Annotated in this window: 14 protein-coding genes; 13 read left to right on the top strand and 1 reads right to left on the bottom strand. The window is 60.4% G+C overall.

Features of this window, described 5'->3' with window-relative positions:
- The first annotated feature begins 3 nt into the window (after positions 1-3).
- Genes DXT96_RS10970 through DXT96_RS11000 form a run of 7 tightly spaced genes read left to right on the top strand, consistent with a single transcriptional unit; the run spans position 4 to position 7755 of the window.
- Complete coding sequence (locus DXT96_RS10970) at positions 4-1275, top strand: ABC transporter substrate-binding protein (RefSeq protein WP_153514722.1); 1272 nt, start codon at positions 4-6, stop codon at positions 1273-1275.
- A 58-nt stretch (positions 1276-1333) separates the two neighbouring features.
- Positions 1334-2302: a carbohydrate ABC transporter permease gene (locus DXT96_RS10975; RefSeq protein ID WP_004438359.1), complete on the top strand. Its 969-nt coding sequence runs from the start codon at positions 1334-1336 to the stop codon at positions 2300-2302.
- Positions 2295-3338 (top strand): carbohydrate ABC transporter permease, encoded by a 1044-nt coding sequence (locus tag DXT96_RS10980; RefSeq protein WP_149899247.1) that lies wholly within the window; start codon positions 2295-2297, stop codon positions 3336-3338. Before DXT96_RS10975 ends, DXT96_RS10980 begins: the two co-directional genes overlap by 8 nt.
- A gap of 22 nt (positions 3339-3360) precedes the next feature.
- On the top strand, positions 3361-4440 hold the full coding sequence (locus DXT96_RS10985) for an ABC transporter ATP-binding protein (RefSeq protein ID WP_153514724.1): 1080 nt from the start codon (positions 3361-3363) through the stop codon (positions 4438-4440).
- A gap of 37 nt (positions 4441-4477) precedes the next feature.
- Positions 4478-6202 (top strand): L-arabinonate dehydratase, encoded by a 1725-nt coding sequence (araD, locus tag DXT96_RS10990; protein WP_153514726.1) that lies wholly within the window; start codon positions 4478-4480, stop codon positions 6200-6202.
- A gap of 10 nt (positions 6203-6212) precedes the next feature.
- Positions 6213-7010: an NAD(P)-dependent oxidoreductase gene (locus tag DXT96_RS10995; RefSeq protein WP_153514727.1), complete on the top strand. Its 798-nt coding sequence runs from the start codon at positions 6213-6215 to the stop codon at positions 7008-7010.
- Positions 7011-7044: 34 nt separating this feature from the next.
- Entirely contained in the window at positions 7045-7755 is a 711-nt protein-coding gene (locus tag DXT96_RS11000; protein ID WP_149899243.1) for a ribonuclease activity regulator RraA, read from the top strand.
- A 3-nt stretch (positions 7756-7758) separates the two neighbouring features.
- On the opposite strand, the gene DXT96_RS11005 is transcribed toward DXT96_RS11000, so the two are convergent.
- Positions 7759-10110, bottom strand: coding sequence for a helix-turn-helix transcriptional regulator (locus tag DXT96_RS11005; protein ID WP_194287620.1), 2352 nt, complete (start codon positions 10108-10110; stop codon positions 7759-7761).
- A gap of 136 nt (positions 10111-10246) precedes the next feature.
- On the opposite strand from DXT96_RS11005, the gene DXT96_RS11010 reads away from it, so the two are divergent.
- The 6 genes from DXT96_RS11010 to DXT96_RS11035 are packed head-to-tail and all read left to right on the top strand — an operon-like array spanning position 10247 to position 18145.
- Complete coding sequence (locus DXT96_RS11010) at positions 10247-11275, top strand: ABC transporter permease (RefSeq protein WP_153514729.1); 1029 nt, start codon at positions 10247-10249, stop codon at positions 11273-11275.
- Complete coding sequence (locus tag DXT96_RS11015; protein WP_020011940.1) at positions 11275-12156, top strand: ABC transporter permease; 882 nt, start codon at positions 11275-11277, stop codon at positions 12154-12156. Before DXT96_RS11010 ends, DXT96_RS11015 begins: the two co-directional genes overlap by 1 nt.
- Before the next feature lie 4 nt (positions 12157-12160).
- Entirely contained in the window at positions 12161-13807 is a 1647-nt protein-coding gene (nikE, locus tag DXT96_RS11020) for an ABC transporter ATP-binding protein (RefSeq protein WP_153514731.1), read from the top strand.
- Between the two features lie 17 nt (positions 13808-13824).
- Positions 13825-15381, top strand: coding sequence for a hydantoinase/oxoprolinase N-terminal domain-containing protein (locus tag DXT96_RS11025; protein ID WP_371418836.1), 1557 nt, complete (start codon positions 13825-13827; stop codon positions 15379-15381).
- Positions 15374-16507 carry a DUF917 domain-containing protein gene (locus DXT96_RS11030; RefSeq protein WP_153514735.1) on the top strand — a complete coding sequence of 378 codons (1134 nt, stop codon included), beginning with the start codon at positions 15374-15376 and terminating at the stop codon, positions 16505-16507. The genes DXT96_RS11025 and DXT96_RS11030 overlap by 8 nt, the downstream gene beginning before the upstream one ends.
- Positions 16508-16549: 42 nt before the next feature.
- Positions 16550-18145 carry an ABC transporter substrate-binding protein gene (locus DXT96_RS11035; protein ID WP_153514737.1) on the top strand — a complete coding sequence of 532 codons (1596 nt, stop codon included), beginning with the start codon at positions 16550-16552 and terminating at the stop codon, positions 18143-18145.
- The last annotated feature ends 73 nt before the right edge of the window (positions 18146-18218 follow it).

Consider the following 18218-nt stretch of genomic DNA (forward strand, 5'->3'; position numbering starts at 1 on the left):
CAGATGACCAGAAAATACAGCATGGCATTGGCGCTCGCCTTGGGTGCGGCGTCTTTTGCCGGTGCCGCTCAGGCAGCCGAGGAAGTGCGCTTCACCTGCGCTTATGACGGTAACGGCTGCGAAATCCTCAAAGATATTCTCGCGCGTTACGAAAAGCAGCATCCTGATGTGAAGATCGTCACCGATGTCGTGCCCTACAAGGCACTGCTGGAAGGCCTGCCCGTGCAGCTCGCCGGCGGCAGCGGCCCGGATTTCGCAACGGTGACCGATCTTGGTGGCCTCAACCGCTATTATCTCGATCTGACGCCCTATGTGGACGCGAAATATTGGGAAGACAACTTCTCCAACGTGCTGAAATGGTACCGCAGCGGCCCCGACGACAAGGGCATCTACGGTATGCACACGCAGCTCACCATCACCGGCGCCTTCATCAACCGCACCCTGTTCGACCAGGCAAATGTTGCCGTTCCCGGCAAGGATGCGACGATGGATGACTGGGCGAAGGCGGCAAATGCCGTTGCCAAGGCAACCGGTACGCCTTACCCGATGGCGATCGACCGTTCCGGCCACCGCATCGCTGGCCCGGCCATTTCCTATGGCGCGAAGATTTTCGATGCTGACGGCAAGCCGATCCTCGTCGACGAAGGGTTCACGACGTTCGTGAAGAAGTTCGTGGAGTGGAACAAGGACGGCACCATGGCGCGTGACGTCTGGGCCGGTCAGGGCGGCAATACCTACCGCGACGCCGCGCAGGAATTCATCAACGGCCAGCTGGTCTATTATTACTCCGGCAGCTGGCAGACCGCGCGTTTCGACAGCCAGGTGGGCGATGCGTTTGACTGGGAAGTCGTGCCGCAGCCCTGCGGTGGCGCAGCCTGCACCGGCATGCCCGGAGGAACCGGCATCGTCGGTTTCAAGCAGACCAAAAACCCGAAGATCGTTGCCGATATCCTGAACTTCATGGCTCAGGACGAGAACTATCTCGACTTCACCGTTCGCACCCGTAACGTTCCGGCCAACAAGTCCGTGGCTGACAAGGGCGTGACCTATACCGGTGCAACGCCTGCGACGCAGAAGGCCATGAACGCCTGGCTCGACCAGATCCCGAGCCTTAGCCCGATTGCCTATGCCTACCAGGGTTACAAGAATAATCGTGCCATGTTCAACATCTCCGTCCAGCGCATCACGCAGGCCACCGTTGGTGAAAGCACCGTTGATGAGGCCATGGCCCGTGCAAAGACGGACCTTGAGGAAGCGTTGAAACAGGCGAAGTGATCCATCGCCTTCCGGCGCGGCGCATGCCGCGCCGCGCCGGATCGAAGGAGGACCCCTCATGTATAAATTTCTTGCGCCCGTGATGGGCATCGTCGAATTGCCTTTTTCCTTCCTGCAGAAGGTTCTTGGCCACAGGCGGATTGCTTGGGTGTTTCTGACACCCAACCTGATCCTGTTCGCGGTCTTCGCTTTCCTGCCGATCCTGCTGAACATGGCCTATTCCGTGACCGGCAGCGAACACATATTGCTTTCCGAGCGCCCTTCGGTGGGCGGCGAAAACTTTTCGGTCCTTCTTTCCTGTCAGAATTACCTTGATCCCAATTCCTGTGCGCGCGACCTGTTCTGGCGCTCCGTCTGGAACACGTTGTTCTTCGTTGTGCTGCAGGTGGGTTTCATGGTCGGCTTTTCGCTGATCACGGCTATCGTGCTCAACCGCGATATAAGGGCGCGCGGCTTTTTTCGTGCGGTATTCTTCTTCCCGGTTCTGTTGTCGCCCGTCGTCGTGGCGCTGATCTGGAAGTGGATTCTCCAGCGTTTCGGTGTGCTCAATGCAGCGATGGAAGGCCTCGGACTCGGTTCGGTAGACTGGTTGCTCGAGGCCAATCTCGCCTTCGGCTGGTCGGTCTTCCTGTCGGTCTGGGCGCATATGGGCTTTTACACGCTTATTCTTCTGGCCGGCCTTCAGGCAATCCCGCGTGATGTCTATGAGGCGGCGCAGCTCGACAAGGCAAGCCCGTGGCGCATCTTCCGGCGCATTACCCTGCCGCTGCTTGCACCCACCATGCTCGTTGTTCTCGTCCTGTCGGTCATCAAGGGCGTCCAGACTTTCGATGAAGTCTTTGCCTTTACCGGCGGTGGCCCCGGTTCGGCGACGACCTTCATCATTCAATTCATCTATCAGACCGGCTTTGCCGGGACGCCCCGGAATTTTGGCCTTGCTGCTGCCGCTTCGCTGCTGCTCGCCGTGGTCCTCGTGGTGCTGACCGCCCTGCAATTCCGGGCAAACAGGAGCAAGGTCGATGGCTAGGATTGGCGCATTTCTGACCCGTACCCGCGGCCGTAATGGCAAGTTGCACTGGACCGACTGGCTGTCTTACGCTTATCTCGGCGTTGCTGTGCTGATGATGTTCGGTCCCGTCGTCTGGCTGGTGCTCTCATCGTTCAAAACTGAAGCCGATCTTCAGCGTTTCCCGCCACGGCTTCTGCCCTATAGCCAGGAAACCGTTGCCGTCGACGGGCAGGCGGCGCCACTTCCGGCCTATGTGGACAAGGATGGCCGCAAGTTTGGCATGATCAGACGCATCGGCCTCGTGGCCCAGGTGGTTGATCCGGCCAAACCGACTGAAGTCTTGAAGATGCAGTTCAACGAGCTGAAGCCGGCTGAAAAGGTGGCGCTGGCGACGGAGAACTATACCGAGCTGTTCCAGCGCTTCAATTTCCCGCTCTATTTCTGGAACTCGACCTTCATCACGGTGACATCGACCATCATCATGCTGATCGTCAATTCCATGGCGGCCTTTGCGCTGTCGAAATATCAGTTCAAGGGCAGGGGTGTCGTGCTGGCGTTGGTGGTCGGCACGCTGATGATCCCGCAGACCGTCGTGCTTGTGCCGCTGTTTCTTATCACCAGCCAACTCGGTTTGATCAACAGTCTCTGGGGCGTCATCATTCCCGGCGCGGCAACACCGACAGGTGTCTTCCTGCTGCGGCAATATATGCTGACGATCCCGGATGAAATTCTCGATGCGGCGCGTATGGACAAGGCCAGTGAGTGGAAAATCTACTGGCGCATCATCCTGCCACTTTCCGCACCGGCGCTTGCGGTTCTCGCGATCCTTGCGATCATGTGGCGCTGGAATGACTTCCTCTGGCCGCTGATCGTGCTGACCCGCAACGACAACTTCACCCTGCAGCTGGCGCTCAACTCCTTCCAGGGAGAGATGACGACGGAATGGAGCAACCTTCTGGCGATGACGGTGCTGACACTCGCTCCTATCGCGCTGGTCTTCATGTTCCTGCAAAAATATATCGCCACCGGCATTGCGTCCACGGGCGGCAAATAATCCTCAGGGAGGAAATACGACAATGGCAAGTATTCAGCTTCGTCAGGTCAAAAAGACATATGGCGCACTCGATGTGATCAAGGGTATCGATCTCGATATCAAACATGGCGAGTTCTGCGTTTTCGTCGGTCCATCCGGCTGCGGCAAGTCGACCCTGCTGCGCATGATCTCGGGCCTCGAGGAATTGACTGGCGGCGATATCGTCATCGGCGGCGATGTGGTCAACACGGTGCCGGCGGCGGACCGTGGCCTCGCCATGGTGTTTCAGTCATACGCGCTTTATCCGCATATGACGGTGCGCGAAAACCTGTCTTTCGGGCTTGAGAATATCGGCACCCCCAAAAAGGAAGTCGCCGAGAAGATCGGTCAGGTGGCGAAGATGCTGCAGATCGACCAACTTCTGGAGCGTCGCCCCAAGGACCTGTCGGGCGGTCAGCGCCAGCGCGTCGCCATCGGCCGCGCCGTTGTGCGTGAACCCCGCGTGTTCCTCTTCGATGAGCCGCTTTCCAACCTCGACGCAGAGCTGCGCGTCGATATGCGTGGTGAAATTTCCAGTCTGCACCGGCGTCTCGGCAACACCATGATTTATGTGACGCATGATCAGGTGGAGGCCATGACCATGGCCGACAAGATTGCTGTTCTGCGCGCCGGCAAGCTTGAACAGTTCGGCGTGCCGCTTGATCTCTATAACCGCCCGGCCAATATTTTCGTGGCAGGCTTCATCGGCTCGCCGAAGATGAATTTCTTTGCAGGGGAAGTGACCTCGGACGCAACGCCTGCTCTCAAAATCGCAACGGGCGAGACTCTCCCGCTGCCGCAGACGGGCTTTTCTTACAAGCCCGGCCAGAAGGTGACGCTCGGCATTCGCCCGAACCATGTGGAGCCGGGCGAAGGCGGGGCGTTGACGATGTCGGTTCGTACCGCCGAGCAGCTGGGCGGCGAGTCCTATCTCTACGGTAATCTCGGTGACGGCACCCCGGTGACGCTGCATCTTTCCGGCCAGACCTCGACATCGGCGGGCGAAGTCATACGCCTGTCGGCGCCGCTTCAACACGCCCATGTTTTCGATACGACGAGCGGGCTGACGCTCCGGCAGGACTGACAGCCTTTGGCGCAACCCGCAACGCAGGACCATTGACATGACCGATAAAAAACTCCGCTCCGACCGCTGGTTCGCACCCGACGACCTGCGCAGCTTCGGCCACCGCTCTCGCATGATGCAGCTTGGTTATGCGGAGGAGGATTTTGTTGGCAAGCCTGTCATTGGTATTCTCAATACCTGGTCGGAGTTGAACACCTGTCACTCGCATTTCCCTGAAAGGGTGAAGGATGTGAAGCGCGGCGTGTTGCAGGCGGGAGGCTTCCCCGTCGAAATGCCATCGCTATCGGTCGATGAAAGCTTCACCAAGCCGACATCGATGCTTTACCGCAACATGCTGGCGATGGAGACGGAAGAAATGATCCGTTCGCATCCGCTTGATGGCGTGGTGCTGATGGGCGGATGCGACAAGACCACGCCCGGTCTCGTCATGGGGGCAATCTCGGCCGGTGTGCCGATGATCTATCTGCCGGCCGGCCCGATGCTGCGGGGCAACTATGCAGGCAAGGTTCTGGGCTCTGGCTCGGATGCCTGGAAATATTGGGACGAACGCCGCGCCGGTAACGTCACCGATGAGGAGTGGCGCGGCGTGCAAGGTGGCATCGCCCGCTCTGCCGGCGTGTGCATGACCATGGGTACGGCCTCGACCATGACGGCCATTGCTGATGCGCTTGGCATCACGCTGCCGGGTGCCTCCTCCATTCCGGCTGTCGATGCCGAGCATCAGCGCATGTCCGCTGCCTGTGGCCGCCGCATCGTCGAGATGGTTTCGGAAGACCTGACGCCGAACCATATCCTGACAGCGGCAGCGTTCCGTAATGCCGCCATCGTCGCAATGGCGACGGGTTGTTCCACCAATGCCGTCGTGCACCTCATCGCCATGGCGCGCCGCGCCGGTGTGCCAATGACGCTGGATGAGCTGGACGAGCTTGGCCGCGTCACGCCACTCATCGCCAATGTCCGTCCTTCCGGCAAAGACTATCTGATGGAGGACTTCTATTATGCCGGTGGTCTGCGGGCGCTGATGAAGCAGCTGGAAAGCCGTCTCGACTGTTCGGTGCTGACCGTCACCGGCCGCAGCATGGGCGAAAACCTCGAGGGCGCGAAAGTCTATAATGACGACGTCATCCGCTCGCTCGATAATCCGGTCTATGCAGAAGGATCGCTTGCCGTCTTGCGTGGCAATCTCTGCCCCGACGGCGCCGTCATCAAGCCTGCTGCCTGTGATCCCAAACTCCATGTGCATCAGGGCCCGGCGCTGGTGTTTGACAGCTACCCCGAAATGAAGGCCGCCATCGACGATGAGAATCTCGATGTGACGCCTGACCATGTGCTGGTGCTGCGCAACGCCGGTCCGCTCGGCGGTCCCGGCTTTCCGGAATGGGGCATGTTGCCCATTCCCAAGGCGCTGATCAAAAAGGGCCACCGCGACATGCTGCGCATTTCCGATGCACGGATGTCCGGCACCTCCTATGGCGCCTGCGTGTTGCATGTCGCGCCGGAAAGCTTCGTCGGCGGCCCGCTGGCATTGCTGAAAACCGGCGATATCGTCCGCCTCGACCTGCCGCAGCGTCGCCTCGATATGCTGGTCAGCGAAGAAGAGATCGCTCAGCGTCGGGCGGCATGGCAGACGCCTGTGCCGCGTTATGAACGCGGTTACGGATATCTCTTCTCCAAGCACGTGACGCAGGCCGATCAGGGTTGCGATTTCGACTTCCTGCAGACAGATTTCGGGCGCTCCGCCGGTGAGCCGGATATTTTCTAAGAGACACCTCATGTTGAAGCGATTGCTCATCACCGGTGCCGGCGGAAAGCTGGGCAGCATGTTGCGCGGGCGGCTTGGCCATGTTGCCGAAACCATTCGCCTGTCCGACGTCGTTGATCTCGGTTCGCCAGCGCCTCACGAAGAACTGGTCCGCTGCGCGCTGGAGGACGAGCAGGCCGTTCGTGATCTGGTCAAGGATTGCGACGGTATCGTTCATCTCGGCGGTGTTTCCGTCGAGAGGGCTTTTGACCCCATAGAGGCCGCCAATCTGCGTGGTGTCTACAATCTCTACGAGGCGGCGAGGGCACACGGCAGCCCCCGCATCCTTTTCGCCTCCAGCAACCACACGATCGGTTATTATCCGCAGGGTCAGCAGCTTGGTCCGGATACGCCCATTCTGCCTGATGGCCTCTATGGTGTCTCGAAGATTTTCGGGGAGGCCATTGCAAGCCTTTACCACTCCAAATTTGGTCAGGAGACGGCCATCGTGCGCATCGGCTCCTGTGACGAGAAACCCACGAACTGGCGGATGTTGTCGACCTGGCTGAGCTATGGCGACTTTGTTTCGCTGATCGAAGCCACGTTCCGCGCACCGAAACTCGGATGCCCCGTCATCTGGGGCGTCTCGGCTAATGACGACAGCTGGTGGGATAATTCCCATATCGATTTTCTCGGCTGGCAGCGGCGCGACAACGCTGCGCGCTACCGGGCCGAAATCGAGCGCGACGTACCGCGCCCCGATTCTGAGGCTGCGATTGCAAAATATCAGGGCGGCATCTTCATAGACGAGCCCATTCACAAGACTTGAAACACATCCATCGGCCCATTGCGAGGAGACTGCCATGAATAATGAAACGCGCGAAAAACTGCTGACGATTTCCGTCGCCACACTGGCGACGGCGCTTTACAAGCGTGGCCTGCGAAACCAGGTCATTCAGGGCGTTCGCCCGCTCGGCTACAAGGGCACGAATATGGTGGGCCCAGCTTTCACGCTGCGCTACATGCCGGCCCGCGAAGACCGCAACCAGCTTGTGGAATTCCGCAATCCCGCTCATCCGCAGCGCGTCGCCATTGAAACCTGCCCGCCGGGCCACGTACTTGTCATGGACAGCCGCAAGGATGCCAGCGCTGCGTCGGCCGGTGATATTCTCGTTACCCGCCTGATGGTTCGCGGCGGTGCGGGCATCGTTTCCGATGGCGGTTTCCGTGATGCGGCCACGATCGCCGAGCTGGATATCCCGGCCTATCACACCCGCCCCTCCAGCCCCACGAACCTCACCAAACACGAGGCGATCGAGATCAACGGCCCGATCGGCTGCGGCGATGCACCGGTTTTCCCCGGTGACATCATCGTCGGTGATGCGGATTGCGTCATTGTCATCCCGGCGGGCATTGCCGATGAAGTGGCGACCGAGGCCGTGGAAATGACGGCTTATGAGGATTTCGTGGTGGAGCAGGTGAAGGCCGGCCAGACGATCATCGGGCTTTACCCCTGCACCAAGGAAGAGCACCAGACGGCCTTTGCCGAATGGCGCAAGAAGAACAACCGCTGAGCTTTATAGCCAGCCCAATGCTTTCGCCGCGCGGATCGCCTCCGCGCGGCGTTTGCAATCCAGCTTGCGGAACAGGTTGCCGAGGTGAAATTTCACCGTCACTTCCGAGATGTTGAGCGTCTGGGCGATCTTCTTGTTTGACATGCCGCTCGCCAGCAGTTGCAGCATCTGCGCCTCCCGCTGCGAAAGCCCGCCATGCAGCGCGCGCGCCTGCGGGGAGTTTACCGAGGCGGCGAAAATCGACAGCGCGGTACGGACATCGGAAGAGGTTTCGATGAAACTGCGAATGCGGCGATTGTTCAGAAGCGGTGACAGGAACACGCGCTCTTCCGACAGCACGCCGTTGCAGCCTAGACGCGTCGCAGATTCGAGAGCGATGAGGATATGGGCGCGGGCGGCGGCGTTGTCGCGGCGCTGGTGCGCAGTATAGCTCTGCCAGATTCTCAGTGCGACCTTCTCGCGGTTGGTTACCTTGGGGTTGGCGATCATCGCGTCTATCTGCCGCGAAAGATAAGCGCGGGGCGTGAAAAGATGCACCGCATCGCGCAGCCACGCCATCACGTAGGCGATTTCGTCCCGGCGTGTCAGGCGGGACAGGTCTTCATGGGCGCTCTCCACCCAGTTGCGGCCCATGGGCATGCGGATTGCGGATAGGGTGGCTGCGGCGTCGGCCCAGCGGTTGGCGTTCTGATAAGCGATGGCCGTCCTGATCTCCATCATCGCATGGAATTGCAGCCCCTCCGAAAGATGGATCCACAGGCCATCGAGAAAGCCCGGACGAACGGTCATCGGAAAATGGTCGATCAACACCTGCGAGGCGTAAAACAGGGCAAACTGCATCAGGCTCGGCCAGATTTCGGCAGCGGCGAAGTGATCGAATTCATGCTCTAAGAAATGCAGCAGGTCGCGGGGCTTTCCCGCCTCATAGGCGAGGCAGGCTTCGGCGAGCCGCAGCATCCGGAACTCCTGCTCTGCATCATGCGCCACCTGCTCCAGCCGTGCGCGGGCGTCCTGCGCCGCCCGGCGGGCCAGAAGCACATCGCCGCTCATTAGCCGCAGCACAATCTGGTGCAGATGGATGAAGAATTCGAGCAGCGGCTGACCGCCCATCTTGCGCAGATAGATGAGCGCGCGGGCGGCGGCCGCTTCGGCTTCGCGAAAATTGCGGCGGCGGATTTCGAATTCGAGCAGCGCGTTGTAATAAGCTGCCCATTTGCCGTGATCGTCCATGGGATAATCGGCCATGAATTCCCCCAGACGTGTTATGACAGCGTCATTCGGGGTCAGGTCCTCGGCAATCATCAGGTTCAGGCGGAAGGTGCGGGCTGCGAAGGAAAAACGCGAGCCGCGGGCCAGCACCTTGAGCGGATCGAGATAATCCGATCCCAGGCTCTTGCCGAGCAGATGGCGCACGCGCTGCAATTCACCCTGTTTCAGCAGTGCGCGGGTAACGGCGAAGAGCACGGTTTCATTCGCCGCGATCATATCCTGCGAAAACCGCATGATGATCTCGCGGAACCGGTCGACGCTGCTCCTGTAGATCAGTTCACGGCCATCAGCGCGCTCGAGGATCTGGGCGGCATGGGTCTCATAACCACGATCGAGCAACATGGCCATGGCGGCCAGTGAACGCCCGGCCTTTTCGAAAGCCGAGGCAACCTCCACCACGGCGCTGCCGGCTTGCAATGTCGTGAGGCGTTCTTTCGCCGCCAGCGCCAGAAGCCGTATCAGCGTGCCGTGTTTTTCCGGATTCCTGCTCAGGAAGGGTGGCAAAAGCTCCGTCCAGTCCGCTTTGGGTTCTGCCGACGGATTTTCGAGCCAGAATGAAAGTTCCACCGTCTGGGCTGGAGAGAGATGCGGCAGATAGTTTTCCCGCAGATAGTCGGCGCAAAGTTTCTCGTCGGCCTGGCGGGCGAGGGACAGGAAGGCCGGCCACCCCGCATAGTCGTCAAGCACCAGACGCTTCTGTTCCGGTGGAAGGTGGTCCGCCTCATCCCCACCCAAGGTCAGGTCGTTCGAACCGATGGTGAGCGAACCGCGATGCAGGATCTGCCGCGCCAGCCCGCTGATGCGTTGATCCGGCCGGCAGGCGATGACGACGAAACGCACGGCTTCAAGAACAGGGGCGGGCATGCGCACCGCACGCGCGAAGACCGGCACATCCCACAGCAGCCAGCCCTTTGCCGCATCGTCGCTTCGTGGCTGGTGCGTCCGGCACACCTCTGTTCCCAGTTTCTGTGCCAGCATGTCCAGCAGCACGCTTTTCCCAGCACCCGCAGGCGCGCGCAGAAAAATCACGCCTGCGGTTTCGCTGGCAATGCGGTGGCAGAGTTCCGTCCGAGGCAGAAGCGTCATTCGAAAAGGGATAGGGGGTTTTATTTCAAAAACCTATACTCATTCTTCAAAAAACTATACCTTTCGGCAATTGTTCAAACCGACATGCGGTGAAAAATTGTGCGCAGGCAACTGATGCACAAGGAACGTTCCACCGATGCAGCAACATCCGCTGGTCGCGATTTTGAACAGGCTCGGCGCTTTCGTGCTGGTCATGATCGCCCTGTCCATCATGATTTTCGCGTTGGCCCGCGTGGTACCGGGAGATCCCGCCCGCATGGCGCTCGGCCCGGCGGCAACGCAGGAACAGGTAGATGCGCTGCGCGGCGAGATGGGTCTCGATAAGCCGCTGGCTGTCCAATATCTCGACTACATCGGCAATGCGCTGCATGGCGATCTCGGCTTCTCGCTGGTGTCCCAGCGTCCCGTCACCACCGATCTGGCGCAGACTGTTCCCGCCACCGTCGAGTTGGTGCTGGTCTCGGTCGTCTTCATGTTCGCCGTCGCCATCCCGCTCGGCGTCATCACCGCGCATTACCGCGACCGGCCGCTTGATCATATCGGCCGCATCCTGTCGCTCACCGGGGTGACGATCCCGAGCTTTCTCTTCGCCATCACGCTGCAATTGCTGGCCGCCAGGTTTCTCTCCGGCTGGCCGATCATCGGCAGGCTTGACCACGGGCTCGGCTGGCAGGGCGGTCCGACCGGCTTCATCCTGATCGACGGCATGCTGGCCGGACGGTTCGATGTGGTGCTGGATGCGCTGAAGCATCTCGCGTTGCCGGCCTTTGCGCTTTCCATGGCAGGCATCGGCCAGATCACCCGCATCACGCGCTCCTCGATGATCGAGAACCAGCGCAAGGACCATGTGCTGACCCTGCAAAGCTTCGGCGTGCCGGAGCGGGTCATCATCTTCCGTTATCTCTTGAAGCTCTCTTCCATTGCGCCGCTGACGATCATGGGGCTCGAATTCGCGTCCTTGATCGGCAATGCCTTCGTGATCGAGATGGTCTTCGCCTGGGGTGGTTTTGCCTCCTACGGGCTGAACGCCATCCTGCAGAAAGACCTCAATGCCGTGACCGCCGTGGTACTGGTGGCCGGCCTGTTCTTCATCGTTGCGAACCTGATCGTGGATGTCCTGATCTCGATCATCGACCCGCGCCTGCGCCGCAAGGAGGCTCGCTGATGGCTGATATGAAAATGCTCGAACCCACCGATCGCGGTTTAAGCGCCGGTTACATGATGTGGTATCGTTTCAGCCGCAATCCGGCGGCGGTCATCGGCTCACTGATCCTGTTATCGGTGCTGGTGCTGGCGATCTTTGCGCCATGGCTCACGCCCTATCCGAAACATATCGGCGCGGTCGTCGATTTCCGTGCCCGCCATATGCCGCCGGATCTGGAGCACTGGTTCGGTACCGACAAGGCCGGCCGCGATATCTTTTCCCGTACCATTTTCGGGCTGCGGGTCTCGCTGCTTCTCGTCATCGGCGTGCTCGGAATCTCGGTTCCCGTCGGCACGGTGCTCGGCCTGATCGCCGGTTATTTCGGCGGCTGGACCGAGAAACTCATCAGCGGCCTGACGAATGTGATGCTGGCCATGCCGCCGCTCGTGATGGCGCTGGCGGTCTCCAACCTTCTGGAACCGACGCTGACGAACGCCATGATCGCGATCACCCTTCTGTGGTGGACCTGGCATGCGCGGCTGATCTATTCGGTATCGAAGTCCATCGCGTCCGAGGATTACATCGAGGCGGCGCGCCTTGCCGGTGCCGGCCCGCTGCATATTCTCTTTCGCGAAATCCTGCCTAATTGCGTCTCGGTCATATCCGTCAAGACGACGCTGGATGCCGCCTTTGTCATCCTCTTCGGTGCGACGCTGAGCTTCCTCGGTTTCGGCGTCAAACCGCCGACCCCCGACCTCGGATCGATGGTTGCCGACGGGCGCCAGTTCATGCCGGATTTCTGGTGGGAAGTGCTCTGCCCCGGTGCAGCCGTGCTGTACGTGACGCTGGGTTTCAACCTGCTGGGCGACGGCCTGCGTGACATGTTCGACGTGGAAAGCTAAAGTCATGACTGAACTGCTTCTCAAGGTCGAAAACCTCAACGTCACCTTCACCAATTACGGCCGCACGCGCCAGGTGCTGCGCGATGTCGCCTTCACGGTTGCCGCGGGCGAACGCGTGGCGCTGATCGGCGAAACCGGATCTGGAAAATCGGTCACCGCCAAGACGATCATCGGCACCCTGCCGAAGAATGCCGCGATCACGTCCGGCGCCATCATCATCGATGGCCGGGATGTGCTTGCCCTGCCGCGCAGGGAACGGGAGGCCCTGAAAGGAACGGCGTTTTCGCTGATCATGCAGGACCCGCTGTCTTCCTTCAATCCGGTCTTCAAGATCGGAACGCATCTCGATGATGTCATGCGCTTTGCCGACAAACGCGATGGCATCAACTCGTCCAAGGCCGAGCGCCGCACCCGCATTGCGGCGGTTCTGCGCCGGGTGCAGCTTGCCGATACCGAGCGGGTGATGAATGCCTATCCGTCCGAGCTTTCGGGCGGTATGCGCCAGCGTGTGCTGATTGGACTTGCGCTGCTGCATCAGCCAAAGCTCCTGATCGCCGATGAGCCGGGCACGGCGCTCGACGTGACGACGCAGGATGAAATCCTTAACCTCATCAACCAGCTGGTGGCCGAAGAAAACATGGCGCTGCTGATGATCACCCACAATCTCGGCGTCGTGCGCAAGGTGGCGGACCGGGTCGTGGTCATGCATCATGGCGATATCGTCGAGACCGGTCCGTGCGCGCAAATCCTGCATGCTCCCGCTGCGGATTATACGCGTTCGCTGCTGGATGCGGTGCCGCCGCTCTATGGCTCACGTGTCACGGATCTCGCGCAAAGCACGCGGCAGCCGATCATCACCATCGAAGGCCTGAACAAGATTTACGGCAGACGCAATGGCTACCATGCCGTGCGTGACGTGAACCTGACGCTGAAGCAAGGCGAGGTTTTTGGCCTTGCGGGTGAATCCGGCTCCGGCAAGACCTCGGTTGCCCGCATGATCATGGGCCTTTCGCGTCCCACGTCTGGCAATCTTGTCATCGACGCCCCGGCGCCAGAGCGCGGCAAGCGGTTGACGCAGATCGTCTATCAAAATCCCGGCACCTCGCTCAATCCGAAGCGTACTGTCAAACAGACGCTTGCCCTGCCGTTGAAATCCATCGGCATGGACGGGCAGGCGCGGGAAAACCGGATGCAGGAACTGTTGGGGTTGGTGCGGTTGCCGCAATCCTATCTCGGCAAATATCCGCATGAGCTTTCCGGCGGACAGAAGCAGCGCGTGGCGATTGCCCGCGCGCTCGCGGCAGAACCGAAAATCCTCATCCTCGACGAGCCGACGGCGGCACTCGATGTTTCGGTGCAGAAGACGGTGATCGACCTTCTCCTGCAGCTGCGCGAGGAGCTTGGCCTGACCTATCTGATGATCTCGCACGACCTGTCGCTGATGCGCAATTTCTGCTCGCGCATCGCCATCATGCTGCGCGGCGAGATCGTTGAGGAGGGCGTGACGTCTGCGGTCTTCGCCCAGCCGTCGCATCCCTATACCCGCGCCCTGATCGCGGCCATCCCCGTCGTCACCGACGAGGAAGAGCGTCTGAAACCCACCGTGACCGAGGAAGAGCGCATGCGTTTCCTCGTAAAAACGACCGATTGATGAAAGAGGAGCCTGACGTGTATCGCGTTGGAATTGACGTCGGCGGCACGAATACCGATGCCGTTGTGTTACAGGATAAAACCGTTCTGGCGGGGGTGAAGGCCTCCACCACTGAGGATGTGACGTCCGGTGTCATCGAAGCCCTTGAAAAGGTCATCGAGGCGTCGGGCATCGACCGGGCGCGCATCGGCGCCGTGATGATCGGCACCACGCATTTCACCAATGCGGTGATCGAGCGCCGGCATATGGATGAGGTCGCCGCCATCCGGCTCGGCCTGCCATCCGGCGCCGGCCTGCCGCCAATGGTGGACTGGCCCGATGATCTCAAGGAAATCGTTGGCAACCACGGTTATCAGGTCCGGGGCGGCTATGAGTTCGATGGCCGCGAAATTTCGCCGCTCGATGAGGACGAGATCGTCCGTATCGCGGCCGATATCCGCGCCAAGGGCCTGAAGGCCGCCGCCGTCACCTGCGTTTTCAGCGGCATCAATGATGCGATGGAGCTGCGGGCGAAGGAAATCCTTCAGGAACGTTGCCCCGGCCTGCCGGTGGTTATGTCGAAGGATATAGGCCGCCATGGTCTGCTCGCCCGCGAGAGTGCTGCGATCATGAATGCCAGCCTCCTGTCGCTCGCCGACCGCACGGTTGCCGCTTTCGGTGAGGCGCTGAAGGCAGCGGACATAACCTGCCCGTTCTACATCACGCAGAATGACGGCACGCTGATGGCGGCTGACGTGGTGCGCGGCTTCCCCGTGCTCACCTTCGCTTCCGGCCCGACGAATTCCATGCGTGGAGCGGCGTTCCTCACCGGCCTCAAGGATGCCGTGGTCGTGGATGTCGGCGGCACCACTTCCGATGTCGGCTCGCTGTCGCACGGCTTTCCGCGCCAGGCGTCCACGACGGTGGATATTGGCGGCGTGCGCACCAATTTCCGCATGCCGGATGTGTTCTCCATCGGCCTTGGCGGCGGCTCACTGGTGGTCAATGGCGACCATGGCCTGACCGTCGGCCCGAAATCCGTTGGTTACCGCGTCCGTCGCGAGGCGCTCTGCTTTGGCGGCTCGACCTTGACCGCAACCGATATCGCGGTTGCTTCCGGCAAGGCGGATGTGGGCGAAAAGGTACTGGTGTCCACTCTCGATAAAAGGCTGGTGGATGCTGCGGTCCAAAAGATCAACGACATGCTCGAGGCATGCGTGGAGCGTAGCCGCATCTCGTCATCACCGGTGCCGGTGATCGCCGTTGGCGGTGGTTCGATCCTGATGCCGGATCGTATCGGCGATCTGGACGTCATCCGCCCGGAGAATTTCGCGGTGGCCAATGCCGTCGGCGCGGCGATCGCGCAGATCAGCGGCGAGACCGATCGCGTCTTCTCGCTGGTCGAGGGGCGAACGCGCGAGAGCGCGCTGGCCGAGGCCGAGGCTGAGGCACGCGAGAAGGCGATTGCGGCAGGCGCACTCGCCGAGACGCTGGAAGTCATCGAGCGCGAGGATATGCCGCTCGCATACCTGCCGGGCAATGCCACCCGCATTCATGTGAAAGTTGTTGGAGAAATGGGGGCCAATCATGGCTGACACGCGCAAGCTGAAATATGACGAAGCGGCATTGCGCACGCTGACGCGGGAAGATCTCGACGCGCTGGAAATCGGTGCCGGCATTCTCGGCACGGGCGGCGGCGGCAATCCTTATCTCGGCAAGCTGCTGGCGCTGGAGGCCATGAAGGCCGGTTACGAGTTGAAGATACTCGCGACCGACGCCATCGAGCCGGACGCGCTCTGCATGTCCATCGGCGGCATCGGCGCGCCGGTGGTCGGCGTCGAGCGCATTCGCGAGGGCCGCGAAGGCCTACGTTGCCTGCGCGCGATGGAGGAGCTGATCCGCACGCCCGTGGACGCCATTGTCTGCGAGGAAATCGGCGGTTCCAACTCCATGAACCCGCTGGTCACGGCGGCGCTGGGCGGCCTGCCGATCCTCGATTGCGACGGCATGGGCCGGGCTTTCCCGGAAATGCAGATGACCACCTTCTCCATCTATGGTCACAGTTCCACCCCATCGGTGATGTGTGACCTGCATGGTAATGCCGTCATCTTCAGCCACGCCGTTTCCGAAGTCTGGCACGAGCGCATGGCGCGTGCCTGCGTCGTTTCGCAGGGCGGCGGTGCGATGCTGGCGACCGCGCCGATGCAGGCGCATTACGTGCATCAGTATGGCATTCCGAAAACCTATACCAAGGCGATCGCCATCGGTGAGGCGGTGATCCGCGCCCGCAAGCAGCAGGAAGACCCGATTGCGGCTGTCTGCGCGCTGGAAGGCGGACGGCGCATCTTCAACGGCAAGATCACCGATCTGAAGCGTCATCTGCGCGGCGGTTTCGCCGTGGGCGATGTCGAGCTTTCTGGCTTTGACGATTGCTCGGGCCAGACGGCAAGCGTGGCGATCCAGAACGAATTCCTGCTGTTCCGCCGCGACGGCAAGGTGGAAGTGACCGTGCCCGACCTGATCGTCCTGCTCGATGTCGATACGGGTTATCCGATCACCACCGAAGTCCTGCGCTACGGCCAGCGTGTGGCCGTCATCGCCATCCCTTGCCATGACCTGCTGCGTAGCGCCCGCGCGCTTGAGGTCGTTGGACCGGCGGCATTCGGTTACCCGGAAATTCCTTTCTCACCGCTGCCCGTACCGGTCAGCAAGGCTGCCTAACCATAAGTGGGGCCAATGCCCCCAATAAAGAGGAGAACGATAATGAAAATGCCTGTACTTTCTTCCCGTCTCGCCGCGCTGGCGCTAGGCACGGCGCTCGTGTTGCCGCTTGTTTCTTCCGCAGCCTTTGCGGAAGATAAAGTGTCGGTCGCGGTCAATACCATGCAGATATTCAGCTCGCTCGACCCCGCGAAGGTGACGGATTACACCGGCTACATGGCCATCGTGAACATGTATGACGGCCTGACCACGGTGAACGCCAAGGGCGAAATCGTGCCGCATCTGGCGAAATCCTGGGATATTTCGCAAGATGGCCTGACCTACACCTTCCACCTGCGCGACGATGCGAAGTTTCAGGATGGCACGGCGGTAAAGGCTGCCGATCTTGCCTGGTCGATCCAGCGCCTGCTCGGCATCAACAAGGGCCCGTCGAACCTCATCGTCGGCGTACTGAAGCCCGAAAACGTCACCGCGCCTGACGATGCGACGCTGGTCATGAAGATCGAGCGCCAGTTTTCGCCCTTTATGGCCGCCACACCGCTGATGATGGCTCTGAACAAGACGCTGATCGAAGCCAATGCCAAACCCGAAGACAAATGGGGCGAGGCCTATGTCGGCGAACATTCCGCCGGTTCCGGTCCCTACAAGCTCGTCAGCTACAACCGTTCCGCCGATATGGTCATTGCCCGCAACGCCGATTATTTCCTTGGCTGGAGCAAGGGCAAGCCGATTGACGAAGTGCGCTTCGTGCAGACGAGCGACGACGCCACCGTCAAGGCGCTGGCGGAAAAGGGCGAACTCGGCCTTTCCTCGCACGGGCTTGGCAACGACACCTATGAATCCATCGGCCGGATGAAGGGTTACAAGCTGATCCAGACACGCACCGCCGGCGGTTTTGTCATCAAGCTCAACACCAAGGTTTACCCGACCGACGACGTTCACGTTCGCCGCGCCATCGCCTATGCGACGGACTACAAGACGATCCAGGAAGTGATCTATCCCGGTTTCGATATGCAGGGACCGCTTTCCGATGCCTTCAAGGATGCGCATAACGGCGATATCCAGCCCGGCGTTTATGATCTGGAAAAAGCCAAGGAAGAACTGGCCAAGTCGAAATATGCCGGGCAGAAGATCACGCTCGTCAACAGCTATGTCGCTTCGCTCGCTTTCGAAGCGGAAGTGGCGTTGCTGCTGCAGTCCAGCCTCGAGCAGATCGGCATCACGCTTGATATCAAGCCGGAGCCGTGGAACCGTATCGTCGAGCTGTCTTCCAAGCCGGAAACGACGCCGGCATCGACGCAGGTGAACATCTCGCCGACCTATCCGTCGCCGGATGCGATGTTCTACAACCAGTATCACTCCAAGGCTTCCGGCACCTGGATGTCGATGGAATGGTTGCAGAATGCCGAGATCGACGGGTTGATCGACAAGGTCCGCGCCACCACCGATGTCAGCGAGCAGAACACTACCTACAAAGAACTGCAGACGAAGATCGCCGATCTTCAGCCGGATGTCTGGGCCGTTGCGCCGAACCGCCGTTATGCCGCGAACAAGTGCCTTCAGGGTTACGAGTTCATTCCCATGCAGAGCTGGGACCTGAACTTCTCCAATTTCCATTGGGACTGCAAAGCGGAGTGATCTTCGCTTCATGAAAACCGGCCCCGCCACAAAGGCGGGGTTGGCCAGACTTGGAACTTCAAAGGGAAGGAGC

It is taken from the genome of Agrobacterium sp. ICMP 6402 (assembly GCF_009498615.1).
GTDB lineage: Bacteria > Pseudomonadota > Alphaproteobacteria > Rhizobiales > Rhizobiaceae > Agrobacterium > Agrobacterium burrii.